This window comes from Flavobacterium sp. 245, from assembly GCF_004362055.1.
GTDB lineage: Bacteria > Bacteroidota > Bacteroidia > Flavobacteriales > Flavobacteriaceae > Flavobacterium.
On the sequence record NZ_SNXB01000015.1, the window covers coordinates 14075 to 39765 of the forward strand.

The 25691-nt window shown below is 33.6% G+C and carries 23 protein-coding genes and 2 tRNA genes; 6 read left to right on the forward strand and 19 right to left on the reverse strand.

All coding sequences use genetic code 11. The annotated features are described in order from the left end of the window. The first annotated feature begins 28 nt into the window (after nucleotides 1-28). Nucleotides 29-2278, forward strand: a complete 2250-nt coding sequence (locus EV145_RS20930) for a TonB-dependent receptor (protein ID WP_133527136.1) — start codon at nucleotides 29-31, stop codon at nucleotides 2276-2278. An 82-nt stretch (nucleotides 2279-2360) separates the two neighbouring features. On the opposite strand, the gene EV145_RS20935 is transcribed toward EV145_RS20930, so the two are convergent. Then, on the reverse strand, nucleotides 2361-3245 hold the full coding sequence (locus EV145_RS20935) for a helix-turn-helix domain-containing protein (RefSeq protein ID WP_133527137.1): 885 nt from the start codon (nucleotides 3243-3245) through the stop codon (nucleotides 2361-2363). Between the two features lie 140 nt (nucleotides 3246-3385). Then, nucleotides 3386-3473: transfer RNA gene (locus tag EV145_RS20940), tRNA-Ser, on the reverse strand. 950 nt (nucleotides 3474-4423) lie between these two features. Here EV145_RS20940 and EV145_RS20945 point away from each other — a divergent pair. The 4 genes from EV145_RS20945 (at nucleotide 4424) to EV145_RS20960 (ending at nucleotide 8509) form a co-directional block, all read left to right on the forward strand. Next, nucleotides 4424-4822, forward strand: a complete 399-nt coding sequence (locus tag EV145_RS20945) for a hypothetical protein (RefSeq protein ID WP_133527138.1) — start codon at nucleotides 4424-4426, stop codon at nucleotides 4820-4822. Between the two features lie 1058 nt (nucleotides 4823-5880). Next, nucleotides 5881-7518 (forward strand): hypothetical protein, encoded by a 1638-nt coding sequence (locus tag EV145_RS20950; protein WP_133527139.1) that lies wholly within the window; start codon nucleotides 5881-5883, stop codon nucleotides 7516-7518. Then, nucleotides 7515-8243: a hypothetical protein gene (locus EV145_RS20955; RefSeq protein WP_133527140.1), complete on the forward strand. Its 729-nt coding sequence runs from the start codon at nucleotides 7515-7517 to the stop codon at nucleotides 8241-8243. Before EV145_RS20950 ends, EV145_RS20955 begins: the two co-directional genes overlap by 4 nt. Before the next feature lie 5 nt (nucleotides 8244-8248). Further along, nucleotides 8249-8509: a hypothetical protein gene (locus EV145_RS20960; protein WP_133527141.1), complete on the forward strand. Its 261-nt coding sequence runs from the start codon at nucleotides 8249-8251 to the stop codon at nucleotides 8507-8509. A gap of 87 nt (nucleotides 8510-8596) precedes the next feature. Here EV145_RS20960 and EV145_RS22665 read toward each other — a convergent pair whose 3' ends face one another. Next, nucleotides 8597-8722 carry a hypothetical protein gene (locus EV145_RS22665; RefSeq protein WP_262711925.1) on the reverse strand — a complete coding sequence of 42 codons (126 nt, stop codon included), beginning with the start codon at nucleotides 8720-8722 and terminating at the stop codon, nucleotides 8597-8599. Between the two features lie 116 nt (nucleotides 8723-8838). Here EV145_RS22665 and EV145_RS20965 point away from each other — a divergent pair, with 116 nt between their 5' ends. Then, the gene (locus tag EV145_RS20965; protein ID WP_133527142.1) at nucleotides 8839-10050 is read left to right on the forward strand and encodes a hypothetical protein; all 1212 of its coding nucleotides are present in this window, start codon (nucleotides 8839-8841) and stop codon (nucleotides 10048-10050) included. Between the two features lie 573 nt (nucleotides 10051-10623). Here EV145_RS20965 and EV145_RS20970 read toward each other — a convergent pair. From EV145_RS20970 to EV145_RS21045, 16 genes are all read right to left on the reverse strand, one after another. Next, nucleotides 10624-10708, reverse strand: a tRNA-Ser gene (locus EV145_RS20970). 139 nt (nucleotides 10709-10847) lie between these two features. Next, complete coding sequence (locus EV145_RS20975; RefSeq protein ID WP_133527143.1) at nucleotides 10848-11246, reverse strand: acyl-CoA thioesterase; 399 nt, start codon at nucleotides 11244-11246, stop codon at nucleotides 10848-10850. A gap of 1 nt (nucleotide 11247) precedes the next feature. Continuing rightward, a complete protein-coding gene (ribB, locus tag EV145_RS20980) occupies nucleotides 11248-12378 on the reverse strand; it encodes a 3,4-dihydroxy-2-butanone-4-phosphate synthase (RefSeq protein WP_133527144.1) in 1131 nt (376 codons plus the stop codon). Nucleotides 12379-12382: 4 nt separating this feature from the next. After that, nucleotides 12383-13834, reverse strand: coding sequence for an LptF/LptG family permease (locus tag EV145_RS20985; protein ID WP_133527145.1), 1452 nt, complete (start codon nucleotides 13832-13834; stop codon nucleotides 12383-12385). A 7-nt stretch (nucleotides 13835-13841) separates the two neighbouring features. Next, entirely contained in the window at nucleotides 13842-14534 is a 693-nt protein-coding gene (locus EV145_RS20990) for a LolA family protein (protein WP_238567983.1), read from the reverse strand. Nucleotides 14535-14541: 7 nt separating this feature from the next. Continuing rightward, complete coding sequence (locus EV145_RS20995) at nucleotides 14542-17004, reverse strand: DNA translocase FtsK (protein ID WP_133527147.1); 2463 nt, start codon at nucleotides 17002-17004, stop codon at nucleotides 14542-14544. A gap of 13 nt (nucleotides 17005-17017) precedes the next feature. Continuing rightward, nucleotides 17018-17392: a diacylglycerol kinase gene (locus EV145_RS21000; RefSeq protein ID WP_115886268.1), complete on the reverse strand. Its 375-nt coding sequence runs from the start codon at nucleotides 17390-17392 to the stop codon at nucleotides 17018-17020. Between the two features lie 13 nt (nucleotides 17393-17405). Further along, a complete protein-coding gene (gene tpx, locus EV145_RS21005) occupies nucleotides 17406-17903 on the reverse strand; it encodes a thiol peroxidase (RefSeq protein ID WP_133527148.1) in 498 nt (165 codons plus the stop codon). Between the two features lie 337 nt (nucleotides 17904-18240). Next, nucleotides 18241-18498 (reverse strand): DUF6952 family protein, encoded by a 258-nt coding sequence (locus EV145_RS21010; protein WP_008462029.1) that lies wholly within the window; start codon nucleotides 18496-18498, stop codon nucleotides 18241-18243. Nucleotides 18499-18678: 180 nt separating this feature from the next. Continuing rightward, entirely contained in the window at nucleotides 18679-18987 is a 309-nt protein-coding gene (locus EV145_RS21015; protein ID WP_031453681.1) for a thioredoxin family protein, read from the reverse strand. 225 nt (nucleotides 18988-19212) lie between these two features. Continuing rightward, nucleotides 19213-19851, reverse strand: coding sequence for a peroxiredoxin (locus tag EV145_RS21020; RefSeq protein WP_026985957.1), 639 nt, complete (start codon nucleotides 19849-19851; stop codon nucleotides 19213-19215). Between the two features lie 125 nt (nucleotides 19852-19976). Continuing rightward, the gene (locus EV145_RS21025) at nucleotides 19977-21590 is read right to left on the reverse strand and encodes a glycoside hydrolase family 3 protein (protein ID WP_133527149.1); all 1614 of its coding nucleotides are present in this window, start codon (nucleotides 21588-21590) and stop codon (nucleotides 19977-19979) included. A 2-nt stretch (nucleotides 21591-21592) separates the two neighbouring features. Further along, nucleotides 21593-22042 (reverse strand): GNAT family N-acetyltransferase, encoded by a 450-nt coding sequence (locus EV145_RS21030; RefSeq protein ID WP_133527150.1) that lies wholly within the window; start codon nucleotides 22040-22042, stop codon nucleotides 21593-21595. 100 nt (nucleotides 22043-22142) lie between these two features. Beyond that, on the reverse strand, nucleotides 22143-22484 hold the full coding sequence (locus EV145_RS21035; RefSeq protein WP_133527151.1) for a hypothetical protein: 342 nt from the start codon (nucleotides 22482-22484) through the stop codon (nucleotides 22143-22145). Between the two features lie 23 nt (nucleotides 22485-22507). Continuing rightward, nucleotides 22508-23782, reverse strand: coding sequence for an MFS transporter (locus EV145_RS21040; protein ID WP_133527152.1), 1275 nt, complete (start codon nucleotides 23780-23782; stop codon nucleotides 22508-22510). Continuing rightward, on the reverse strand, nucleotides 23769-25340 hold the full coding sequence (locus EV145_RS21045) for a glycoside hydrolase family 10 protein (protein WP_133527153.1): 1572 nt from the start codon (nucleotides 25338-25340) through the stop codon (nucleotides 23769-23771). Before EV145_RS21045 ends, EV145_RS21040 begins: the two co-directional genes overlap by 14 nt. Nucleotides 25341-25691: the final 351 nt, after the last annotated feature.

Sequence of the window (25691 nt, forward strand, 5' to 3'; positions counted from 1 at the left end):
ATAAAAAATCAAAATTATTTTTATTAAAATGAATAAGCATACGAGAGAACAAATGAAGCGAGCTTTCATTTTTATAATATTATTTTTAATTACCTCTACATCGCTTTTTGCGCAGAAAACAATAAGTGGTATTGTGACAGATGAAGATGGATTGCCGTTAGTAAATGCAACTATTATTAACAAAGATAAAACTTGCCATTCTGCTACAAAAGTAAATGGCAGTTTTGCAATAAGTTTGAAACAGATTCCTGATACATTAACGGTTTCTTACGCTGGATTTAAGCCACAATCTTATTCCGTATTTCAGAATTCACCTTTAAACCTTGTATTGATGTCTCATATTAGTACATTAAATGAGGTGGTCATAAAATCAAAAAAAATTGACAAGCAATTAATAAAAATTGATTTAGACAAAACTCCTGTAAATACGGCGCAAGATTTACTCCGCAAAGTTCCTGGGCTTTTTATTGCACAGCATGCAGGTGGCGGAAAAGCAGAGCAAATATTTCTTCGCGGTTTCGATAATGATCACGGCACTGACATTGCTATAAATGCCGACGATATGCCGGTCAATATGCCGTCGCACGCGCATGGTCAGGGATATTCTGATTTACATTTTTTAATTCCGGAAACCGTTCAGAATATTGATTTCGGAAAAGGTTCTTATTATGCTGATAAAGGAGATTTCAATACCTCTGGTTATGTTGATTTTCATACTTATGATTCGATAAGTTCAAGTTACATTAAAACCGAAATAGGAAATTACAACACGGCACGCATAATGGGAATGGCCAATTTGTTAAAAGGCAATTCGCAAAAACAAAATGCCTATCTGGCCGGAGAATATAATTATACCGATGGGCCGTTTGATGTCAAACAAGATTTCAAAAGATTAAATTTATTCGGAAAGTACAATCAGAAAATTGGAGATAAAGGACAATTGAAATTTGAAGCTTCTTGTTTTAGTTCGGGTTGGAATGCCTCTGGGCAAATTCCGGAAAGAGCTGTTTCTGAAGGTATGGTTTCCAGATTTGGGTCAATTGATCCCACTGAAGGAGGAAATACGCATCGCGTAAATGTTTTGGCGAGTTATATTTATAAGCCAAGCGAAACCGAGACTTTTAAAACCTCTTTCTATTACATCAATTATCTGTTTAACTTATATTCAAATTTTACTTTTTATTTGGTGCATCCAGACAAAGGAGATGAAATAAACCAATATGATAATCGTGAAGTTTACGGAACAAATAATACCTATACAAATCATTTTACGTTTGATCGATTTCACTTAAACTTAGTTTCAGGATTTGGAGGCCGTTTTGATGATATTCATGATTTGGCGTTGAGTTATGTTACAGCTAGATATACGTTGAATGAGCGTATGGCATGGGGATCAGCCAAAGAAGCTAACGCTAATGCCTACTTTTCAGCAGATTTAAGTACGGGTAAATGGAGGTTGAATGCTGGCTTGCGAGCCGATTGGTTCTATTTTTATTATTTCGATAAGATGCAACCAGATCTTGCTTCATCTTCTTACAATAAAGCTCGCATCAGTCCAAAATTGAGTGTTTTTTATAATGCTTCAGATGCAGTAACACTATATCTGAAATCTGGATTAGGATTTCATTCGAATGATGTGCGCGATGTAGTATTGCAGGACGGAAAAAACATACTCCCTTATTCTGCTGGCGTAGACCTGGGCTGTGTGCTGAAACCTGCAAAAGGATTGATTTTACAGCCAATAGTTTGGAATACTTATTTAAATAGTGAATTTGTCTGGAATGGCGATAGTTATGGAGTCAGTGATGCAGGAGCGACCAGAAGATATGGAGCAGATTTTTCAATGCGTTATCAAGTACTTCCGTTTCTTTATCTTGACAGTGATTTAAACTGGGCTGTACCGCGTGTAGTAAGTGCACCTAAAGGAAATAATTATGTAGAATTGGCACCTACTTTTACGAGTACTGGTGGAATAGGATTGCAATTTCAAAATGGGTTTTATTCTAATTTGCGTTATCGCTACATGCATAATCGTCCAGCAAATCAAGATGGCAGTATTATGGCACAAGGCTATTTTGTTAATGACTTTATCTCAGGATATCAGGCAAAAAAATGGGGTGTAAATGTACAAATACAAAACCTTTTTAATACAAAATGGAACGAAGCCATGTTTGCGCAAGAAACAAGGTTGAAAGGAGAAACAAACAGAGTAGAGGAATTGACTTTTACACCAGGAACTCCATTTTTATTAAAAATTGGGTTGGCGTATAAGTTTTAAACTCTGTAGATAATTAAGTAGAAAAGGAATTTAGCTCCGAATAAAATCAGAGTTAAATTCCTTTTTTTATAAATAGATGAAATTATTTGTTTAATACTTGTAAACGAAAAGCAGAAGGAGATTGGTTCGTTACTTTTTTAAAGACTCTCGAAAAATGAGAAAGCGAATGAAAATTAAGTTCATAAGCCACATCTGCAATTTCACGCCCTAAATCGCGAAGCAACACTTGGCTGTGTTGAACACAGATTTCATTAATCCATTGTTTAGGAGGTTTTCCGGTTGCTTTTTTGATGCATTTATTTAAGTATGTTTCAGATATGTTCAATTCCTGCGCATAAAAGAATACATTTTTATGCAGTTTATGTTCTTGCTGTAACTTCTCTCTAAATTTATAAGTTATATCCAATTCTCGACCCATTAATAAAGGTTTATGAGTAGCTTGCTTAATAATTTTCAGCATAATCGCGCGAAAAAAAGTAGAACAGATATCTTCCTGAATACATTCTGAATTTAATTCTGTTTCCAGCAATTCAAAAATCTTAACCATGGAATCATAAATTTTCTCATGAATTTTTATTACAGGATCTGATGTGAGAAATATAATGTCTTGTCGGCTTAAAGAAATAGAATTGATGACATCATTTTCATAAATGAGGTAAAAGCCTTTAATGTTTTCAGATAATTCATGAGTTCGGGTAATACTACCTTGTTTGATGTTTAAAATTTGTCCAGCCCCAATAAGATAATTTTCAGTTTCGACCTGTTGTTTTATATAACCTTCTGTTACAAACAGCATAAAATTAAAAGAAGTTCGGTAGGGTGGTACCGGAATAACAATTTCTTTTAGATAGTTTTCTATTCTATATAACTGCAATTGCGATTTATTGTGTAAAGCTATGCTGTTTACTTGTGGTAAAAACTGCTCCTTATATTGATAAGTACTGAAAATTTGAATAGAGTTGTCCATTTATTCGTGTTGTAATCTTATACGACTCTTTTCTTGAAAAATAAATTCCCTTTTTTAAAATAGCTATAAACAAAAAATACCTTTAAACAAGTGAATGTTTAAAGGTATTATATTTTTGAAGTTTCTTCTGAAACTTATACTGGCGGAGAAAGAGGGATTCGAACCCCCGGACCTGTTACAGTCAACAGTTTTCAAGACTGCCGCATTCGACCGCTCTGCCATTTCTCCAGTATGTTGCTCTCATTATCTGATTGCGAGTGCAAATATAAGACGCTTTTTCGGTTCTCAAAATTTTTTTGGAACTATTTACAAAGAAAATAATATGTTATTAAAAAAGAAACCCTTAACAAAAGTTAAGGGTTTGAAGTTCTGCGGAGAAAGAGGAATTCGAACTGTGCATCCAACACCTCTTATACATATTGCAATTCTTAAGATATGCCAGGTTCAAAATCTAGTGTGCCATGATATTTTGCCATGAAACTTAAAATGTCGACTTACAAGAGTATTAGTTTTTTTTAAATGACTGATATAGCTCTCTTTTGAGATTGAAAATAAGTAATTTTTTTTGACAAGAATAGAAAAATTACAACCTTAAGTTTTTGTTGCAAAAGAATATTCCTCAACTGCCTAAATCATAAATTCTAAACTATATTTTTTCTGAGCCTTTTTTATTTCCTATAATTAAAAGAGTACTGAGTTTTTTACTCCATTAAATAGTAGGTCCCTTTTTTACTTTTCTTATATTTTCAAAAAACGCCTTAAATTTTTGTGGCAAATAAGCAGACAGCTCCAGGTAGAGGATGTGTTCTAAAAATACAAACATGAGTCAAATTGTAGTTTAATATTCTTTAAATGAAGTGATTATGTGGTTTTAAAGGAAGTGGTCAAGTTATTTGACAATTTGTAATAGGGTAACTAAATGTAAAAACCCTAATTTATAATTCAAAAGACTTTTAGAGGCAAAAGTAAAGGGTATTATAGAGGAACTTTGCACCTTCAAATTTAGATGTTTGAATTGTAAACACTTAAAAAATAATTAATTACATAATAACTACATGTTATGAAAAATAGATTACTCCCTTTATTTGTTGTTTTAGGAACTATCTCTGCTTATTCGCAAGTGGGTGTTGGAACATTAAATCCAAAATCTTCTTGATAATAAAGGGGTTTTCTTAAAAATGTTTAAGAGAAATTTCAAAAAAAATTTTGATTTTTCTGAAAATTCATTTCTACTGGAAAATGAAAATGATTATAAAGATTTTGATCGTTCTATATTTGTTGTTTATGATAAAACTGAAATGATTGACTATTTAAGATTAGAAAAAAAAGGCTCAAATGTTTTAGTTTGTTTATTTGATAGGGGACTATACAGCAGTGTGACTTTTTTGGAAGAAATCAATAATCTGATTTTATTAGATCCATCTAAAACAAAGCCGGAAATTGTCAAGGATTTAAAAGCACATTTTGAAAAAAATACTGAAAGAGAAGAACAAACAGTGAGTTCTATATTTACAGATGCAAAAATTTTTCAAACACAATTTTACAATTTACATAAAGCATTATTTTTTCTTTTGTAAATGAATTTTAATTCACTTTAAAATAAAGAATAAAATTTTACCTAATCTTACTCAATATTTTTTATCATAGGTAAATTTAAGTTTGGTTTAATTTTCTTTGTTCAAGTTGTAACACATTCTGTTTGTTATTATATTTTCACTGTATCCTGTTGTTTTTTCGGGATATTGTAACTCTTAAAAATCTTTAACTCTTTTTTATTCCACTACTCAAGCCCTAACTTTTTCATATGCTTATTTACTGTGGTACATGATGTTTGATATACTAAATATTATAGCTATACTGTAATTCTTCGACACACATAACGTTGTCTAAAAGCAAGGAATATGGGAGCGATTTCTTTCTGTATTAAGATTTTCCTTTTTGCTTTTCTTTAGCTAAGCCATTCTTCCATGTGTATTTCTTCCTTTTAAACCATATTTTAGATTTACGAAACACGACTTCCACTTGAGGTTATTTCATTCATTTTTTTCTCAATACTCACATGCAGTATGTCTAAGCTACTTTGAATAATTTTTTCTTTTTGCATTTCAAAATTTATCGATTTAAAAACAGACAGAATTTTATGATCTCAGTATTTATAGAAGTTAAGAGAGCATAGAGGTATACTGAAAGACTGGGTTCACTTTTTTTTATGATCAGCCAAAAACGACGAAACCCCTAGTGTTTAATAGGGGTTTCGAGTTTTAGCGGAGAAAGAGGGATTCGAACTGTAAATCCAAGACCTCCTTTATATACTGCATTTTTAATATTTGTAACCGGGTTCAAAATGTACTGCGCCACGATTCTGCCACTGAATTTTCAAGTGTTTTTATAAATATTAAACCTTTAACTTGTTTAAAATGAATGTTATAATTCACCTTGTAAATCAAATGTAAATAATTTTTTATAATAAAAAAACTGAAAATGGCAGCTTTAACTTTTTGTGGCAAAAATAGTATAGAGTCCCATGTAAAATCAGGTATAAATACGCGTAGTTAATAATTTAAATCCTATTAAATTTGACTTAACTTATTTGTTTATAGATTGTTATGAAACAACATGTATTATCCTTCTGCATATGAAAAAAAACTACTTATTCCTTCTTTTGTTTTTTTGGGGAACAATTGCTGTCACACATGCCCAAGATTCTCAAGAACTTGTTTTAAAATTCGATCTAGCAACTCAAAGCCTGCTGCAAAAAGGAATTATTCCTTTCGATAAAAAGTTTGATCTGGTCCTGGAAAAGATGCCCAAGACAAAAATAAAATATATCCATGCCTATCAAACAGTCTACAAAAATGGCGAGCGGTTATATAAAATTAACAAATTTAAAGACTGTCCTGACAGCACTGGTACGGTTAAATATACTTCAGTTGCAGTTAAAGATTTGGATTTGAAATTTACTCAAAAAGGAGACACTTTGCGCATAAAGTTTGATCCGTTGAAACCAAACGTCGAATTTGCAGTTCACATCGTCACAGAGTTAGATCCTAATACTAAAAAAATGCTCATGCAGCTTAATACTGCTTTGTCCAAAAATGAAAAAGGCACTAAAGAATACGGGGCAATTGACAAAGTTACGACTTTTAGGGATGGAGATGTTGTACTCACTTATTTTAATATTGGTTTGGATGGCTACAAGAAATTGTATGATGATAACTTTAAAGATGCTTACGATTCCATGGCCAATAGTAATGTTTTTAAAACAACAGCTTTGATCAGTGAAGTTAATATTCAGGCGTATGATGGTGCGACCAGTAAAAATGTGACAGACAGTACAGGAGGGTACCTATTATTGGAAACAGCCAGAAAGAAACAATTTAATGACATTCTTTTAGGCAGGAGAGATATCAATAATGCACTCGCCGATTCGGAAAAGAGTATTGCAGATGATCGTTCACCAGAGAAGCGAATTATCAATCTTAAAAATAATATCAAATATTTCGATGAAGTTCAAAGAAAACTCACAGGCGTGATTTCAAAGGGAATTACATGGTACAAAATAGAAAATAAAAGAATTGATTTAAATCTTGTAAAGGAACAGGTCGAACAGCTAAGAGCAGAACTTCAGTTTAATTTTGATTTGATTAATTCTGCACTTAAAAAAATCGATGCTACCATTTCAAAAGCTAAAGATATGGGGCAGGTAGTTTACTTTTCAAGCAATACTCAGGCACTTGATTTAAAAACAGCAGGAGGGAATATACTTTTTCTCGATCTTGGCTTTACCAGTATTTTTGCTACGGACTTAAATAATGAAATAGCACACATTCCAAAATTATTTGTGGGTTTTAGCATTTATTTCAGACCAATAGATTCCAATACGAGACGGGGAAAATTCAAGGATTACAAAGATGCAAAAAATATGGGGTGTATCGTTAATAATAATTCACTCTCCGAGTATGGTCCTGATTATGGTATTGCCAGCAGATGGAATATATGGCAGCGTTTATCTCTAAGTGTCGGCATCACATTGGGTTCAATGGACAACAAGGATTTTGATAATTATTACAGCGGAAACTCTCTAGTTCTGGGACCTGCTTATCGTTTTGCCAGGGCATTTAAGGTCAGTAGCGGGGTAGCACTATTGAAAAGAAGTTCTACAAATCCGCTTATTTCGGAAAAACATGTAGTTGCTGGGGCTTACGTGTCTTTATCTGTTGACATAGATGTGATCAGCAAAATTTCGGACGTTACTAAAATGATATTCAAATGAAAAAAGTAGTTTTATATTTTTCGGTATTATTGCTGTTCTCATGCACGCCAAGTGCCGATATAGACCAAGTCTTTACAGATTTTTCCATTAGTGCAGAGGAAATTCCGGCAGATGGCCAGTCTATGGTTAATATTACGGTTAAGTTAAATGATAAAACTGATGTGGATCGCAGGAATGTGATATTTAAAACATCTGGAGGAATTTTTATCTCCTCAAGCAAAGATACTGAAGTAATAAAGGCAGAATACGAGCAGGGGCGTCTAGTTGCAAAAACAACCTTAAAAGTATCCACCAAACCCGGTAACATAACTTTGTCTGTTGCTCCTGAATATGATAGCAAAGTTGCGGATTTTGTTTTGGAAAAAACAATTGCTGCCGTACCTTCAAAAGTTTCTTCCCTGAATGTAGAGCCTTCATCATTTGGTATTGGATCTAATTATTTGACGGAAGTTCAGATAACAGGAAATCTTAGAAACAGTGCCGGTAAATTTGTCTCTAATGGCCATAAAGTAGTCTTTAATGATTTTCTGGCCGATGGGTCATCTGCAGGAGGAGCATTTCGAGAAGTGCAGGCAGAAACTGGCGCAGAGTCTAAAGTCTCATGTTATTACGCAGCAACTCAATATCCTATTGGAACAGCAATAACAATAAGATGTACAGTAGTTGACGAAAATAATTTGCCAACTGCCTTAGCAAGTGTTGTCAAACTAACAATTAATCAATAAGTACTATGGGAAAATTAAAAGTAAGCCAATTGAAAAATTTGCGTACAGTTCTTTTAAAAAAAGATCTGATAGAAATGCTGGAGACGCATTTAGCGGAACACGATATTAATGATATTGAAATAAGATCTATTCAATTTAAGCGAAAAGATGCAGTTTCAAACAATATGTCAGTACGTTTTGAAGGTTGTCCGGACGGACACGAATTAAGACTGTCTTGCTCAGATAATGGCAGCTGTGTCTATAAATGTATGCCAATATATGAATAGCTACACTTTGGAAATGTTTTAAAACTATGCAAGTCAGACTTTAATGATGATTTGTTGATTATAGATGCGCTGATTTTTTTATGCGTTTTAAAAGGCAGATTGTTGTAAAGTCAGTATTGATGGTCTTTGGGGTTTGTTTGGAAGCATACTGTATGCATTGCCATAAATTCCAATGAAAAATAAGAACTCAACAGCATTAATATGGTTTTTCATGCTAAGCTGTTATATGAATATGTTGGTGAATCACAATTAGAGTTTTATGCCATTCCCATTAAAAAGTTCTGGAAACATCTAAAGCTTTTTTCGGACTAATTTTAAATAGTGGAAATATGAAAATAGGAATTTACATTTCAGGTCTTGGACAGTCTGTAGAGAATGAATCAGTAGACAAGTATGCCACGCGGTTGATGAATGAAATGAACTTTAACACCAATGGGATTAAATACGTACTTAAAATTGAAATTATTAATTATACAGAAGATCAGCAGAGTAATGTAGTTAGTATTTATGGGGAAAAAGAGCCCGATAAAATAGTATATAAGATATACGATTTTAAATACCACAATTTGCTTACTGACAAATTCAACAGTTATTCGATCATTTCAAAAAATTTCTGGCTCTTTTTATTGGTATTTAGAAAGTTTCCGGTAGTATTCAAAAGACTTTTTGCCCGCGAAAGCTATAGCAGGCCTTTACAGACCTTTTATATATTTTTGATTTTTCTGATAATAGCACTTGCCGTATTGTTTATGATTCCGGCAGCAATTACAGCCATAACAGGCCTTTCAGAAAATCTAAAAGTCAGAGATTTGCTATATGATTTTAAAAATTTTATAGGTGTTGGGGATATTCCATTTATTTCTAAAGAGGGTATGGAAAATATTTCAAAAGCTGTAGTGTCAATAACTGCAGTACTTATAGTGATAATTCCAAACGCCAATGTTCTACTCAGCAATTTGGCTACAGAATTTGTATGTGCTAATGATTATATACAACAAGGGTCTCAGAAACAGCTGATATTGGGTAATCTGGAACTCCTGGTTGACTACATATCGGAGAATGAAAAAGATTGTAAGTTGCATTTTCATACCTACAGTTTTGGAAGCATACTCGCCCTTGATTACATTTATCCTTTTGGAAATAAGGTTTCAAAGAATGCTGAAATGTTTTGTGAAGCGCTTGTTACAATAGGAACACCATTCGAATTCATTAAGTCGTATTATCCATTATTTTATAAAAAACGAAAATTAGAGCTTGGGGATAAACTTCATTGGCTTAATGTGTATTCGACCATTGATGCCCTTGCAACAAATTTCAGGAAGGATGCAAAAGAAGGAGAATCTGAATTTGGGATTGAAAAAATGTCAAACAGGCCAAAAAACATAAATTATGAGGTGGTAAGCATGGAGCGTGTAGGTTTGATTGATTTCTTGCTTTTATATACCATAAAAGTCCATGGAATGTATTGGGATGATAAGACAGAGGGGCAAAGTTGCTTAGGTTATATTTATCAAGAAATGAAAATTAGAAATTTGATTTAGTATTTTCAAAATTAATTAGTGGTTGCCCAGGCTTCATTCTTATTATCAGATCGAGGGCTTTCTAACATAAATGCTATTTTTATGTATTCTGAAACCAAATTTATGGCTGCAAGATCGCAGGAATACAAAATGCATATGAAAGAAATAAACCAATTTTTTACATCAGAATAACAGCAAATTAATAATTAGTTTGGTAAGAAAACTGATCTACTTTTTTTAAATAATTTATATTTTTTCTAATTTTGAAGAGGGACTCTCTGCAATTCCAACCCAAAGTTCTCAATCCTTGGTTCTGCTGGGCTTATAATTTTAAAACACCATTTGCCACGATTCTGCCACAAAATTTGAAATGGTTAATTATTTTGTGAATTCGCCTTAACTTTTTGTGGCAAAAAAGGTATCCACTCCACTTTGAAAATGCGCCACGAATGCGCCACAAAGTTTTTGTTCGATTTTATAAATATTGAAAAGCGGTATAAAAGAAAAAACCCTGCAAATCGTTTGATTTGCAGGGTTTACCGCTCTTTTTGGCCTTTTTTGAAAACTTTGAAAAGTCTCTTTTTTAGCCTTCAGCGGAGAAAGAGGGATTCGAACCCCCGGACCTGTTACAGTCAACAGTTTTCAAGACTGCCGCATTCGACCGCTCTGCCATTTCTCCAGTATGTTGCTCTCATTATCTGATTGCGAGTGCAAATATAGTACGCTTTTCTGATTATAAAAACTTTTTTGGCGATTTTTTTAACTTAATTTTCAAGTATCTAATTATCAGTATTTCCGAAAAGTATTTTTTTGAAAATTTATTCTAAATCATCTAAAATTGGCACTGGTTTTTTGTTTTCGTCGACTGCAACAAACGAAAAAGTTCCTGAAACTACAGTTTCGCGAAGTTCTGAATACATTTGTTCCATGAAAATATCAACGTGAATTTTACAGCTTGTTCTTCCAACGCTATCAACTTTTGCTACTAATTCGATTAAAGTTCCAGCCGGAATCGCTTTTTTAAAGTCAATTTGCCCCGTAGATATTGTCACTACTTTTTTTCGGCTGAATCTTGTAGCGCAAATAAAAGCAACTTCGTCCATCAAATGAAGTGCAGTTCCTCCAAATAAAGTGTCGTAATGATTCGTTGTGCTAGGAAAAACAGCTTTGAAAATATGCGTTTCAGATTTTATGATTCTTTCTTCTAATGTACCCATATTAATAACTTACGTATTCAGTAATTTCAAGTCCATACCCAATCATACCAACACGTTTTGTTTGCTGTGTATTCGAAACTAATCTAATTTTAGAAATATCGATGTCATGAAGAATTTGAGCTCCAATTCCGTAGTCTTTACTGTCAATAATTACTTTAGGTGCTTTTAACGTTCCTTGCGATTGTAATGATTTAAGTTCAGAAATTCTATTTAAAACATTAACTGCCGTCATATCCTGATTAATAAAGATAATAGCACCTTTGCCGTTTTCATTAATCACTTTAAACATGTCGTCAAGCTGTTGTTCGGCATTATTGGTTAAAGTGCCCAATAAATCATTATTTACTTGTGAAGAGTGGATTCTAGTTAAAATTGGTTCACCTAAATTCCAAGTTCCTTTAGTTAAAGCAATATGAATTTGTTTGTTTGTAGTCTGTTCGTAAGCTCTTAATCTAAATGTTCCAAAACGGGTTTCAATATCAAAATCCTCTTTTTTAACAATCAGACTGTCGTGCTGCATTCTGTAGGCAACTAAATCTTCAATAGAAACTAATTTCAAGTCGAATTTTTTTGCTACTTCAATAAGTTGAGGTAGGCGTGACATTGTTCCGTCTTCATTTAAAATTTCGCAAATCACACCGGCAGGTTTGAATCCTGCTAATCTCGCAAAATCAATTGCTGCTTCTGTATGCCCTGTTCTTCTTAAAACGCCTCCTTGTTTAGCGATCAATGGAAAAATATGTCCAGGACGCGCTAAATCGTGCGGTTTTGTGTTTGGATCAACTAAAGATTGAACAGTTTTTGATCTGTCAGCGGCAGAAATACCGGTTGTTACTCCATGACCTTTTAAATCAACAGAAACTGTAAAGGCAGTTTCCATGTGATCTGTATTATTCGTAACCATTGCACGCAAATCTAATTCTTTGCAACGACTTTCTGTAAGTGGTGTACAAATTAATCCGCGTCCGTGCGTTGCCATAAAGTTGATCATTTCCGGAGTTACTTTTTCGGCTGCTGCCAAAAAATCACCTTCATTCTCACGATCTTCATCATCGACTACAATGATTACTTTACCTTGACGAATATCTTCTATAGCTTCTTCAATGGTATTTAGTTGTATTTTTGCTGACATAATTTTATTTGTTTTGAGCAGGGAAAAATCGCTCGGAAATTTTTTGAAATAATTGTAATATTGGCGTCGTAATGGCATCAAAATTTATTAATCCGTTGTCATTTGTAGCACGATAAGTTAATAAAATGGCCAATGGCGATAATATGAAAGAGGACATCCATGAGCCCATAAAAGGAGTCATACCGCCTTCCTGCGAAAGTCTTTTTCCAAACGTATTAATGAAATGGAAAGTAATGAAAATCAATACAGCAAAAACAATTGGTAATCCTAGTCCACCTTTGCGAATGATTGCGCCTAATGGAGCTCCAATAAAAAACATTAAAAAGCAGGCGAAAGCAATCACAAATTTCTCATATAATGCAGTGAGATGTTTGTTGATTTCGCGCTGTTTGTCTTTTAAATCTTTTTGGGTGGCTTCGACGGAATAGATATTACTGCTTACATTACTGCTTGCCATTTTTAGAATATCCAGTTTTTGCTTATTTGTATATAATGATAAAAGATCATTAGGCATTTGCTTCTTCTTAATATCAGTTTTAATCGGCATTGGGATTTTTTTAATTCCCACACGTTGATTGATATTTTCTGAAAAAGAAATTATTTCATTATCTAAATTTTTGTTTAACGAATCAAGTGTATAGCGTAATTCGCTAACATTCAACATTCCGTTTGTACTGCTTACGCTTTCTTTGTCTTCATCAACTTTATTCAGTTCAGACAAATCAATGTTGATAATTTGTTTTTTGAAAGCTGCTTTAACAAAAGGAAGTTTAGCGCGGTCTTCATATTTTTTTGGCGTAACGTCTTGATAATAATAACCATCATTTAAAACCAGTTTCAAAATACTTGATTTTTCGTTACTGATTAACTTCCCGTTTTTTGCTTTAATAACGGTTTTGTTTTCACCAAGATTATTATTTTTTTCATGAATAGTAACACCGGTTAGGATGTTTCCGTTTTCGCCTGATTTTTTATTTACCTTAATGTTATAAAATCCAACATCGTTAAACTGACCTTCGGCAATTGCCATTGCAGGCTTAGCTTGAGCGATGTTTTTTCGGAAGTTAACGAATTTGTATTCTGCGTACGGAATTACATTATTAGCAAACCAAAAAGCAACAATACTTAAAACAAAGATAAACACGATTAAAATACGCATCGCTCTTTGAAGCGATATCCCTGAAGATTTCATCGCGGCAAATTCATAATTCTCAGCTAAGTTTCCGAAAGTCATAATCGAAGCCAATAAAACAGATAGCGGTAAAACTAACGGAATAATTCTCGGCATTGAGAACAATAAGAATTTTACAATCAAAATCAAATCTAAGTCTTTACCAGCAAGTTCTGAGATAAAAAGCCAGACTGTTTGAAGTATGAATATAAAAAAAAGGATTACGAATACCGTAGTAAACGTAATCAGAAATGTTTTTAGTAAGTATTTGTCTAAAATTTTCAACCCGTAATTAATCTAATTTGTTGATGTAGTATTTTGGATATTTGCTCGCTACAAAGGTAAATTGATTTTTTGATAAAGGCTGATTGGTTTTAAAAGAATTAACGGTTAAAGTTGTTTTTGTTCCGTTTTTTCCAGTTTCAATTAAATTGTAAATGTGTTTGGTCTGAACGTCAATACCTAAAAGAATTTCTTTTCTTTGGTCTTTTCCACTTGTTGGAACTAATTTTATGTACTGAATTTTTCTTCCCTTAACATTCTGTACAATATCCATGTTGTATTTGTATCCAGAATTAAAGAAAGTAAGCATTTTTGAAGGTGTAATCGCATTATCATCCTTTTCATTTACTTTAGAAATAGTAACTTCTTCATCTTCAGGGTTGATAGTGTATGTTTTTTGTCCGTCAAATATTTTAGTAACTCCCATAAAGTTTAATACATATTGATTTCCCTTCATTGTTACATTTCCTTTACTGTCTTGATTAATGTTTTCTTTAGCATTATTCAAAGAGTATTTAAAATCGATAACAATGTTGTCGTAACTTTTTATTTTAGTTGTTACTTCGTTCAATAAATCTTTGGCTTTTTTATCCTGAGCCTGAGTTGAAGTGAAGCTCAAAAGCAATATTGCAGCAATTTGAAAACACTTTTTAGTCATGTTAGTGATAGAATTGTTTCTGATTTCCTGAATTTTCGTTTTCATGATGGGGTTAATTTTGTTCATTATTAAAAAATTGATCAAGAGCACTTAAGTCTAAAATGTTCACGCTTCTAGCTTTACTGCCTTCAAAAGGACCAACAATTCCGGCTGCTTCCAATTGATCAATCAATCGTCCGGCTCTGTTGTAGCCTAATTTTAATTTTCTTTGCAGTAATGAAGCAGAACCTTGCTGTGCATTGACAATAATCTCAGCAGCTTCTCTAAATAAGGTGTCTCTTTCGGAAATATCTATATCAAGATTAATGCCACTTTCTTCTCCAATGAACTCCGGAAGCAAATATGCTGTGGCATACGCTTTTTGTCCGCCAATAAAATCTGTAATTTTTTCAACTTCAGGAGTGTCAATAAATGCGCACTGTACACGCACAACATCGTTTCCATTTGTGTATAATAAATCTCCTCGTCCAATAAGCTGATCAGCACCTTGGGTGTCTAAAATTGTTCTTGAGTCAATTTTTGAAGTTACTCTAAACGCAATTCTGGCAGGGAAATTCGCTTTAATCAAACCTGTAATTACGTTTACAGAAGGTCTTTGTGTGGCAATAATTAAGTGAATACCAATAGCACGGGCCAGCTGAGCCAAACGCGCAATCGGGATTTCGACTTCTTTTCCTGCAGTCATAATTAAATCGGCAAACTCATCGACAACCAAAACGATGTAAGGCAAAAATCGGTGGCCGGCTTCTGGATTTAATTTTCTTGCTTTGAATTTATCGTTGTATTCTTTAATGTTACGAACCATCGCATCTTTTAATAAAGAATAACGATTGTCCATTTCGGTACAAAGTGAATTTAAAGTATTGACGACTTTTGCATTATCTGTAATAATAGCGTCTTCCGTATCAGGAAGTTTAGCTAAATAGTGTCTTTCGATTTTATTGAAAAGTGTAAGCTCCACTTTTTTCGGGTCAACTAAAACAAATTTTACTTCTGCAGGATGTTTTTTGTATAAAAGAGAAGTTAAAACCGCATTCAATCCAACCGATTTTCCTTGTCCTGTAGCACCCGCCATCAATAAGTGAGGCATTTTAGCTAAATCGACAACAAAAGTTTCGTTTGAAATTGTTTTTCCTAAAGCAATTGGTAGCTCCATTTCAGCTTCCTGAAATTTAGCCGATCCAATAACGCTTTTCATAGAAACCATTGTAGGGTTCTTGTTCGGAACCTCGATACCGATTGTCCCTTTTCCTGGAATCGGCGCAATAATACGAATTCCTAATGCTGATAATGACAAGGCAATATCATCTTCTAAACTCTTAATTTTAGAAATTCTGATTCCGGCTTCCGGTACAATTTCATATAAAGTTACCGATGGACCTACGGTTGCCTTAATCTGCGCAATTTCAATTTTGTAGTTACGCAATGTATCTACAATTTTGTTTTTATTTTCTTCTAATTCTTCTTGATTGATGGTAATGCCGCCTGTCGAATATTCTTTTAATAAATCGATGGTTGGGAATTTGTAATTCGATAAATCTAAAGTTGGATCAAACAAACCAAAGTCTGCAACTAGGCGAGAGGCCAGATTTTCTTCAATAATATCTTCTTCTTCGGCTTTTTCGATCACAAATTCTTCAGTATGGGCTGGAGCTGTAACGGTTGCAGGATTAATGTTCATTTGAACTGGTTTTAAAACCGGATTTAAATCAATTTCTGACGAATTTGAAATAGTCGGCTTTAAAGCTTCTTTGTTGATTTCGAATTGAGAGTCGACTGTTTTTAGATGAATGTTGTCCAATTCAGGATCTTCTTCTTCCTCAATTGCAAATTCTTCTAAATTATAGGCACTTTCTGGCTGTTGCTGTTGTTGAACAGGTTTTATCGATTCTAATTCTGAATTGAATTCCTTTTTAGTCGAATCAAAATAAGACTGAATTTTTTCAGGAGATACTTTAATTTTGAAAATTAAATAAACGATAAGGCCGAAAAACAAGGTCAATAAAGTTCCAGTTTTTCCGATGTAATCCTGAAGAAAAAGATTTAATTCATAACCAATTGTTCCTCCTAATTCTGGTGCCGATGTAGCGAAAAAACCAAACAGAACAGAAACAACAATCATCGCAAATAAATCCCAAAACCAAGTATTTTTAAGTTTTTTGGTCGAAAGTTCCAATGCCAAAAACAATCCGGTAAGGAAAAATAAACGGACAAAAATAAAAGAAGCAATCCCAAAGCCTCTGTAAACAATTAAATCAGCAAGATAAGCCCCGAATTTTCCGAGCCAGTTTTGTACCACTTCGTCTCGGTCTCCAAGACTACTGACAGCACTTTGATCTGTTTGCCATTGTCCGTTGATATAAAACGAAATAAAGGCAACCAATAATGCGATTGAAAAAAGTATTAGGAGACATCCCAAAACAAACTTTTGCTGTTTGGTTAATTTCCAAGACCTAATACTCTCGACTTTTGATTCCGTTTTTTTGTCTGCAGTTTCTTTTTTTGTTTTTGCCATTCTTGCGTTCCGCCTATATAAATTTTGGGATATAAATAATTAAGCCAATTGCTATTGCAGTCATTGCGGCAAAAAATACCGCTCCGGCAGCAATATCTTTAATAAACCCGATTCGTCTGCTGTAATCTGGATGAATAAAATCAGCAATTTTTTCAACTGCAGTGTTCAATCCTTCAACACTTAAAACTAAGCCAATTGCCAATGTCTGGCAAAGCCATTCGGTTTGTGAAATATGAAAATAGAACCCAGCAATGGTCATGATAATTCCTAATGAGAATTGAACCATAATGCTGTGTTCTGTTTTTATTAATTTTACAGCCCCGTTAAAAGCATACGTCATGCTTTTTAACCGGCCTGTAACAAATGTATTATCTTTTTGAAACTCCATTTAAAGGAAAATATTATAGTGTTGCTAAAGCTGCTTCGTAATTTGGTTCGTTTGCAATTTCAGCAACTTGTTCTGTGTGCGTAATTGTTCCGTCAGCGTCAACAACAATGATTGCTCTTGAGTGTAAACCTGCTAAAGGCCCGTCAACAATTTCTAAACCGTTTGCTTTACCAAAACTTCCTTCTTGAAAATCAGATAAATTAACCACATTTTCTAAACCTTCAGCACCACAAAAACGTTTTTGAGCAAATGGCAAGTCTCTTGAAATACATAAAACAGTAGTATTTTCTAATCCGCTTGCACTTGCATTGAATTTTCTAACAGATGTTGCGCAAGTTCCTGTATCAACACTTGGGAAAATATTTAAAACTAATTTTTTACCAGCGAAGTTACTTAACGAAGCAACAGATAAATCGTTTTGTACTAATTTGAAGTCAGCTAATTTTGAACCAACTGCAGGTAATTCGCCTGATGTATGAACTGGATTTCCTCCTAAAGTTATTGAAGCCATGATTTTTGTTTAAATTAATGAGGTTCAAAAGTAAGGATTAATATTTGAATCTAAAAGTATTTGTTAAGGGTTTAAGTAGAGATTAAGGAGATGGATTTTTATCTTAGTTTGCGTATAGATTGTACGCGGATCACACAGATTTGCTTACGCAAAAACACGGATCTAAACGGTTTTTTTGTACGAAATGATAAAACAAAAAAAACCGTTTAGATCTGCGACTTCACGAAGTGAATCCGTGTCATCAGTGTATCATTTGCTACAATAAAAAAAGCGTCTCTTATCCAGAAACGCTTTCTCAGTCTTGTTTTTTTGTTTTTTATTTGAAAAAGAGGCCGATTTATTTATCGATTGAACCTAAAACACGTTTCATGAACGTATTTAGAGCTTCTTTTTTATCTGTTCCTTGCGCAACCAATTTTTGTACTTCAAGTGCGCCGTACATGTTTGAAATCAATTCGCCAATTACGTCTAATTCTTCGTCTTTAAGAGAAGGAATTTCAGTCATTGCTTCAAGAACTTCAATTGTTTCAATGATATAATCCTGATCGTTTTCTTCGATGAATTGCGTTAAATGTTTTATTACTGGTAATTTCATAATTTAGACTTCTTAGATTTTTAGACTACTTAGACTTGCTTAGATTTTTGGACTACTTAGACTTACTTAGACTTTTTAGACATCTTAGCTGTTATCAAGTTATATTTTTACATAGTAAAAATTTCAAGATATTTTAAGTAAGTCTAAGTTGTCTAACATCTAAGATGTCTAACAATCTAATTAAGCAATTGCGTTTACCAAGTCGATTAAAACTTCTTGTTTATTAGTTTGTGTTTCGCCAACCAATTGTCCGTTTACGAAAGTGGCGAATGTTGGCAGGTTGCTCACATTAGCTAATTTTCTTGATTCAGGAGCATTTTCAGCATCAACCAAAACAAAAGTGATAGCTTCATTTTCTGTTGCTAATTTTTTGAATTTTGGTTTCATAATACGGCAATTTCCACACCATGAAGCTGAATATTGTACTACTACTTTTTCGTTTTTAGCAACTAAATCTGCTAACGTATCTTCGTTTAAGTCGATTAACATAATTTTTATTTTTAAGACACTAAGTTACTAAGGTTCTAAGATGCTAAGTTTGCTCTCGAACCGAATAACTTTATGTGGATTTATTTGATAGATTTTTTAAGTCGTTGAGATTCTAAGATCTAAGTTTAATCTTAGAATCTCTCGACTTTTATTGTAGAATTTTATCTAAGATTCAAAAGTTAAGTTGAAAAACTTAGCAACTTAGAACCTTAGTATCTTAGCAGCTTAATTAGCGCTTAAATATTCAGCAGTACTTAATCTGTCTGCAGACATAGCTTCTTTACCAGCTTCCCAGTTTGCAGGACAAACTTCACCTTTAGTTTGGATGTGTGTGTAAGCGTCAACCATTCTTAAGTATTCGTTTACGTTACGTCCTAATGGCATATCGTTTACGCTTTCGTGGAAGATTTTTCCAGTTTCGTCAATAAGGTAAGTAGCTCTGTAAGTTACGTTTGAACCTTCGATGATAACTGAATCCGTTTCTTCGCTGTATTCTGTAGAATCAATATCTAAAATTCCTAAAATGTTAGATAAGTTACGGTTTGTATCCGCTAAGATTGGGTACGTTACACCTTCAATTCCACCATTGTTTTTTGGCGTGTTTAACCAAGCAAAGTGAACTTCGTTTGTGTCACAAGAAGCGCCAATTACGATAGTATTTCTTTTTTCGAATTCTGGTAATGCAGCTTGAAAGGCGTGTAATTCAGTTGGACATACAAAAGTGAAATCTTTTGGGTACCAAAACAATAATACTTTTTTGTTGTTGTTTACTGCTTCTTCAAAAATGTTGATTTTTAAATTATCACCCATTTCTGAGATAGCATCTACTGCAATACTTGGGAATTTTTTTCCTACTAAAGACATATTTTTCGTTTTACGTTAAAAATTTATTTCTGGTGCAAAAGTAGGGCATAAGTACAGGTACTTACAATAAGATGTAATTATAAAAATTTATAATTTGATAAGATTTAGTTATTGTTGTTTTTAACTTATTGAATATCAATATTTACGGGTAATGCGCCATTCAAAGTATTTTTTTCTAAAAATTGAATTCCCGCCGTTTTTTGAAATTCTTCAAAATCCTGATAGGCCTGAACCAATCCTGAAGCCTTTTTAAGATTCGGAATTATAGGCAAAACATACGGATTTCCGAAAACGTAAACGATACATTTTTTGGATTGAAGCAAACTTGAAAGCAGTTCTAAAACTTCATTATCAATTTCGAAATTATTCATTGGTTTTGCTTTCGGAACAAACAATGAAATGATAATGGTTTCGAAATTTTCTAATTCTCTTTTGATAAATGAAATATCCGAAATTTCTAAATTTTCGAAAGCAAATTCTGGTGAAGATAATTTTGTATTTAGCGTTTGAAAGAAAGTGTTCTCGGTATTTTTATATAAACTCAGTTTGGCAAGTTTGTTGCTTTTGTGCGCTTCAAAAGCCAATTCTGAATTTGAATTATCAATTATTGTCGTAATAGCATTTTGAGCAATTTGCAGATTTAATTCGGATGTTTTTTTGAAATCTAATTCTCCCGAAGCAGCAGTATTTCCAGAAAGAATTCCAGCTTTTTCTTTGGCTTTCATAATTCTGTTGTAGCTTTCTTCAATGCGCTGTGGCGAAGCATTTTTCAGAATTTCTTCTATTCCTTCCGGAACATTTTCGGCGAAGCATAAAACATCATTTCCGGCATTAAAAGCTTCCCATTCTAAATGACCTTTGGTTTCATATAATTTAGAAACGCTGTGCATATTTAAAGCATCAGAAATGACCAAACCGTCATAACCTAATTTGTTACGTAGTAAATCCTGAATAACAGCTTTTGACAGTGTTGCCGAAGTATCTTTTCCGTCATTTAAACTCGGAACGGCTAAGTGCCCAATCATAATCGAATCGACATTATTTTCAATTCCTTTAATGAACGGATATAATTCGTTTTCTAATAATTCTTCTAAAGTTTCTTTTAAAACAGGTAATCCCAAATGCGAATCGACATTCGTATTTCCGTGTCCTGGAAAGTGTTTCAGACATCCTAAAACTCCAACTTCAGACATTCCTTTTAAATATTCTACCGAAAAAGCGGCTACTTTTTCTTTGTTTTCACCAAAAGAACGATAGCCAATAACCGGATTATTAGGATTGTTATTGATGTCTGCCAAAGGCGATAAATTATATTGAATTCCGGCCGCTTTTAAATCCAATCCAATTTGTTTTCCAATTTCGTAAACCAAATTAGATTTGTTTTCTGGCAAAGCACCAAGAGTGATAGCATAGGGATATTGCGGTGTTTTTTCGATACGCATTGCCAAGCCCCATTCCGCATCAATACTGATTAAAAGTGGAGTAGAAGCGGCTTTTTGATAACGTACAATAAGTGCTTTGATTTTTTCGTAGCTGTCGTCATTAAAAACAACTTTTTTCTTGCTTTCGTAATTGGTTGCGGCACTCGCACGACTATGGAAAAAGGTCAGTCCGCCAATATTATGTTCTTTTATAAGGCGTTCTGTTTCCTGAATATTTTCTTCGGTATCGTTGATAAAAACGGCAGGAAAAAAGAATTGTCCTATTCTTTGTCGTAATGCTTCGGCAGTAATTTTCATTATTATAAAGTCTTTTTCATACAGACACTATTATCCATTTTTTCGTAAGGCGGATAATTTGGAATGATGGTATAATTTAATTTTTGATATAAGTTGATGGCTTCCGGCTGATTTTTGCCAGTTTCCAAAATGGTATAAGTATAACCTACTTCTTTGGCCCAGATTTCTAATTCGGCTAAAATTTTTGAGGCAATTCCTTTTTTTCGATAATCAGGATGAACATACATTCTTTTGATTTCGGTTTTGTCGCTTTCTTTTTCGCGAAAGGCGCCACAGCCGGCCGGGATACCGTTTTCGTAATAAACAATTACGTGTTTGATTTTATCGGTTTTATTAAACTGATTGTAAAATGCGTGATCGTCTCCGTCTCTGATCGCTAAATCTTTATCTAATAAAGCAACCAGATTTATAAAATCGATATCGTCTGAATTAGTTCGTTTTAAAGTACTCATTTCGATTTTTTTACCATTAAGATATTAAGTTCAGAAAGCTTGGCTTAAATTTCTTAATGGCTGTAATGGTTAAAGAAAATTAAGCTTCATTTAAATTTACTTACTTTAATTTTGCCTTTTTTTGCTTTGCCAATTGCTTTTTGGTTTCAATTGCCTTTTCTAATCTGTTTTTAAAACGGAAAAGTTTTGGCAAACCTTCAATTCTGTCTACGAGTGTAATTTCCTCGTATACAATGATCGCTTTTTCTAAAACCCTGATTTCATTTTCAAGATCAAGCTGATTTTTGTAGATCGTAGCTAATCGATCGTAAGGATGATTTCCTTTAAAGCTTTCCGCGACATTTTCCTCATATAATTCAATTGCTTTTTCAAGATTTCCATTTTTTTCGAACTCAGCTCCTTTCAAGTTGCGTTCGGCCTGCAAATTTTCATTGATTTCCATAGGTAAGATGTTTGATTTGGGGTTTAAACTTCTTCTGATTTTTTCCCAAAATCTTTTGGGAAAGTTAAAAAACGTGATAAAATAAGACCTGGAATTGTAGCTATAAGAACCCAAATAAAGAAGTTGTCATAGCCTAAATATTTCTGAATGTAACCGCTCAGCATTCCCGGAAGCATCATTCCTAATGCCATAAAACCAGTTGCAAGTGCATAATGTGCTGTTTTTGATTCTCCTTCGGCAACGTGAATTAGATACATCATGAAAGCTGTAAAACCAAAACCGTAACCAAATTGTTCTAAAATAACAACGGCATAAATATAATAAATTGATGTTGGGTGAAAAAATGCCAGCAAAATGAACCCGATAATTGGTAAATGCATGGCTAAAAACATGGGAAACATCCATTTAGTAAGGCCTTGCTTCGAAATTGCGATACCTCCTAATATGCCTCCTAAAGTTAGCGCTGCTACACCAAATGTTCCGTAAATGATTCCAACACCTTCAGTATCTAATCCCATTCCTCCTAATTCTTTTCCATCCAATAAAAAGGGAGTCAGCATTTTAAGCAACTGCGATTCGCCTAATCTGAAAACCAGAATAAAAGCCAAAATCAATCCGATTTGTTTTTTCTTGAAGAAGCTGATGAAAACTGTAAGGAAGTTTTGATTTTGATGCGCTTCTTTAGTTTTCGCAACAGCATTTATTTCATTTTTTGGCGTAAAAATAAAATTGTAAGCTGTAATGAATGTCATTAAAAAACCAACACAAATCATAGTGTACGACCATGCTTTTGTATTGTCACCGAATTTATGCTCTAAATAACCTGCAAAAAGCACCACTAATCCATTTCCTGCAAGCATAGAAAGTCTGTAAAAAGTGCTTCTGATCCCGATAAAGAAAGATTGTTTGTCTTCTGGCAAAACTAATAAATAGAAACCGTCGGTTGCAATATCATTTGAAGCTGAAGCAAAAGCGGCAACCCAGAATATGGATAATGAGAGTATAAAAAAGCCATTGAACGGAATCGTGAATCCGACTAATAAAAAGGCAATTGAAATTAATAACTGCATCGATAAAAACCATTTTCTTTTGGTTCCAACCAATTCAATAAGCGGACTCCAAAGCGGTTTGATTACCCAAGGTAGATACAATAAACTGGTGTAAACGCCAATGTCTTCATTTGAAATTCCCAGATTTTTGTACATAATTACCGAAACCGAAATAATTATGGCATAAGGTAATCCAGAAGCAAAGTTTAGAAACGGAATCCAAAACCAGGGTTTGTTATCTATTTTCATTAGGTTGTGCAGGTGTATAGTTTTTAAAAGGTTTTTTTAGATCTATGGCAGTCGGCGTACTTTCATTGGCATAATAATCAATAAACGTTACGGCGCAAGCTTTGTAAAGATTGAGTTTTCCGCCAGCAATTGAAAAAGTGATTTTTCCGTCAATTTCTTTCACGGTAACTTTTTCAACAATTTTTGTAGCATCATTAATATCAATTTTAGAAACGTGCTCACCGCCATAAACGACCATATAACGAACTTTTGTATTCAGGGGACTTTTGAATGTAAAAGTGTATTTGATACTGTCTTTAATATATTCAGCAATTTGTGGCGTGTCGATAATCACGTGTTTTAAATTTGGAACCGGAGCAGGAAGCGCTGGATATCGATATTGATTTTCTTCTAAATGGCGAACCACATCAAAGTTTTTGTTCATAAACCATTTAGAGCTGAAATACGCACTTCCTGAAACATTTTTGAAAGTTCTCAAAAAGTCAATTTGAGTTGGGATTTCCTGCATAAAATTCCAGCTTTTATCGCTATCGGCTCTAATTTTATAAGTCGCGTGTCCAATATAAATGGCTGTATTATTGGAGTTTTCAGACCACCATTTTACTAATTTTGAATAAGAAGCTCTCGTATTGTTCATGCTCCAATACAATTGTGGCAGAATATAATCGATCCATTTTTGATCCATCCATAACATTGGATCGGCATATAAATCATCGTAGTTTGATGTAGATTGTGTTTCAGAACCTCTTGGATCTTGTGTTTTATTTCGCCAAACCCCAAACGGACTGATTCCGAATTGCACCCACGGTTTGCTTGCTTTAATAGTGGTAGAAATCGTATGTACAAAGTTGCTTACATTCGCACGACGCCAATCGGCAAGGCTCAGGCCAGCACCATATTTTTTGTAGGATGCATTGTCGTTAAAGACTTTTCCAGGAACGGCATACGGATAAAAATAATCATCAAAATGAATCGCATCAATATCGTATTTATCAACGACTTCTTTTACCACTTTTGTCAAATGTTCCTGAACTTCAGGCAAAGCAGGATCATAATAATATTTTCCGCCGTATTCGATCATCCATTCCGGATGTTTAAAAAGATCGTGTGCTGGGCTTAAAAGATTTTTGTTTAGATCAAAAGTCGCGCGATAAGGATTCAGCCAGGCATGAAATTCAAATCCGCGGTTATGTGCCTGCTCGATCATCCAAGCCAACGCATCATAATAGGGGTTGGGAGCCAAACCTTCTTTTCCAGTCAAAAATCGTGACCAAGGAGCAAATTCAGAAGGATAAATCGCGTCACCAACACTGCGAACCTGAACAATTACGGCGTTATAATTTAGTTTTTTATAAGTTTCTAAAATCTCAAGATAATCAGCTTTTTCTTTTTCAACGTTGTCAGTAGCTGTTTTGGGCCAGTCAATATTAACAACCGTTGCAATCCACACCCCTCTGAATTCGTTTTTAGGATGCAGTGTTTTTTCCTGTGCGTTGGATGTCCATCCTAAGAAAAGTAAGAATATGATAGAGAATAGTATTGGCTGATTTTTATGCATTGCAATCTTTTTTAACAGAAACCAAAAATAGTTTTTTTAGCTGAGTATAGTAAATAATTCAGAAATTATAATTTTAACGGTATTTATTTGAATTTCTTATACGTGGTTTTTGCCACAAATGCGCAATGTTTTTTGCCACAAAGGCACAAAGCCACAAAGTTTTTATTTCTTTGCCACGAATTGCACTAATTAGTACGAATTGTTTTTTAAATAAACGCTACAAAATTTGTGACTAATTTTTAAACACATAGAAAAATAGCTATTCTTTGTCGGTAAAGGCATTTCATTTGTTTTAAAACACAGAGCTATGTGTGAAAATCTAGATTTTTTAAAAACACCTTTTTTCAAAGT

What these genes read in the sequence shown, in the direction of transcription:
- EV145_RS20935 (WP_133527137.1), bottom strand. Translation starts at nt 3,245, where the DNA reads ATGGACAACTCTATTCAAATTTTCAGTACTTATCAATATAAGGAGCAG.
- EV145_RS20955 (WP_133527140.1), top strand. Translation starts at nt 7,515, where the DNA reads ATGAAAAAAGTAGTTTTATATTTTTCGGTATTATTGCTGTTCTCATGC.
- EV145_RS20995 (WP_133527147.1), bottom strand. Translation starts at nt 17,004, where the DNA reads ATGGCAAAAACAAAAAAAGAAACTGCAGACAAAAAAACGGAATCAAAA.
- EV145_RS21025 (WP_133527149.1), bottom strand. Translation starts at nt 21,590, where the DNA reads ATGAAAATTACTGCCGAAGCATTACGACAAAGAATAGGACAATTCTTT.
- EV145_RS20930 (WP_133527136.1), top strand. Translation starts at nt 29, where the DNA reads ATGAATAAGCATACGAGAGAACAAATGAAGCGAGCTTTCATTTTTATA.
- EV145_RS20990 (WP_238567983.1), bottom strand. Translation starts at nt 14,534, where the DNA reads ATGAAAACGAAAATTCAGGAAATCAGAAACAATTCTATCACTAACATG.
- EV145_RS21035 (WP_133527151.1), bottom strand. Translation starts at nt 22,484, where the DNA reads ATGGAAATCAATGAAAATTTGCAGGCCGAACGCAACTTGAAAGGAGCT.
- EV145_RS21030 (WP_133527150.1), bottom strand. Translation starts at nt 22,042, where the DNA reads ATGAGTACTTTAAAACGAACTAATTCAGACGATATCGATTTTATAAAT.
- EV145_RS21040 (WP_133527152.1), bottom strand. Translation starts at nt 23,782, where the DNA reads ATGAAAATAGATAACAAACCCTGGTTTTGGATTCCGTTTCTAAACTTT.
- EV145_RS20975 (WP_133527143.1), bottom strand. Translation starts at nt 11,246, where the DNA reads ATGGGTACATTAGAAGAAAGAATCATAAAATCTGAAACGCATATTTTC.
- EV145_RS20965 (WP_133527142.1), top strand. Translation starts at nt 8,839, where the DNA reads ATGAAAATAGGAATTTACATTTCAGGTCTTGGACAGTCTGTAGAGAAT.
- EV145_RS20960 (WP_133527141.1), top strand. Translation starts at nt 8,249, where the DNA reads ATGGGAAAATTAAAAGTAAGCCAATTGAAAAATTTGCGTACAGTTCTT.
- EV145_RS21020 (WP_026985957.1), bottom strand. Translation starts at nt 19,851, where the DNA reads ATGTCTTTAGTAGGAAAAAAATTCCCAAGTATTGCAGTAGATGCTATC.
- EV145_RS21010 (WP_008462029.1), bottom strand. Translation starts at nt 18,498, where the DNA reads ATGAAATTACCAGTAATAAAACATTTAACGCAATTCATCGAAGAAAAC.
- EV145_RS20950 (WP_133527139.1), top strand. Translation starts at nt 5,881, where the DNA reads ATGAAAAAAAACTACTTATTCCTTCTTTTGTTTTTTTGGGGAACAATT.
- tpx (WP_133527148.1), bottom strand. Translation starts at nt 17,903, where the DNA reads ATGGCTTCAATAACTTTAGGAGGAAATCCAGTTCATACATCAGGCGAA.
- EV145_RS21000 (WP_115886268.1), bottom strand. Translation starts at nt 17,392, where the DNA reads ATGGAGTTTCAAAAAGATAATACATTTGTTACAGGCCGGTTAAAAAGC.
- EV145_RS22665 (WP_262711925.1), bottom strand. Translation starts at nt 8,722, where the DNA reads ATGAAAAACCATATTAATGCTGTTGAGTTCTTATTTTTCATTGGAATT.
- EV145_RS21045 (WP_133527153.1), bottom strand. Translation starts at nt 25,340, where the DNA reads ATGCATAAAAATCAGCCAATACTATTCTCTATCATATTCTTACTTTTC.
- EV145_RS20945 (WP_133527138.1), top strand. Translation starts at nt 4,424, where the DNA reads ATGTTTAAGAGAAATTTCAAAAAAAATTTTGATTTTTCTGAAAATTCA.
- EV145_RS21015 (WP_031453681.1), bottom strand. Translation starts at nt 18,987, where the DNA reads ATGTTAATCGACTTAAACGAAGATACGTTAGCAGATTTAGTTGCTAAA.
- ribB (WP_133527144.1), bottom strand. Translation starts at nt 12,378, where the DNA reads ATGTCAGCAAAAATACAACTAAATACCATTGAAGAAGCTATAGAAGAT.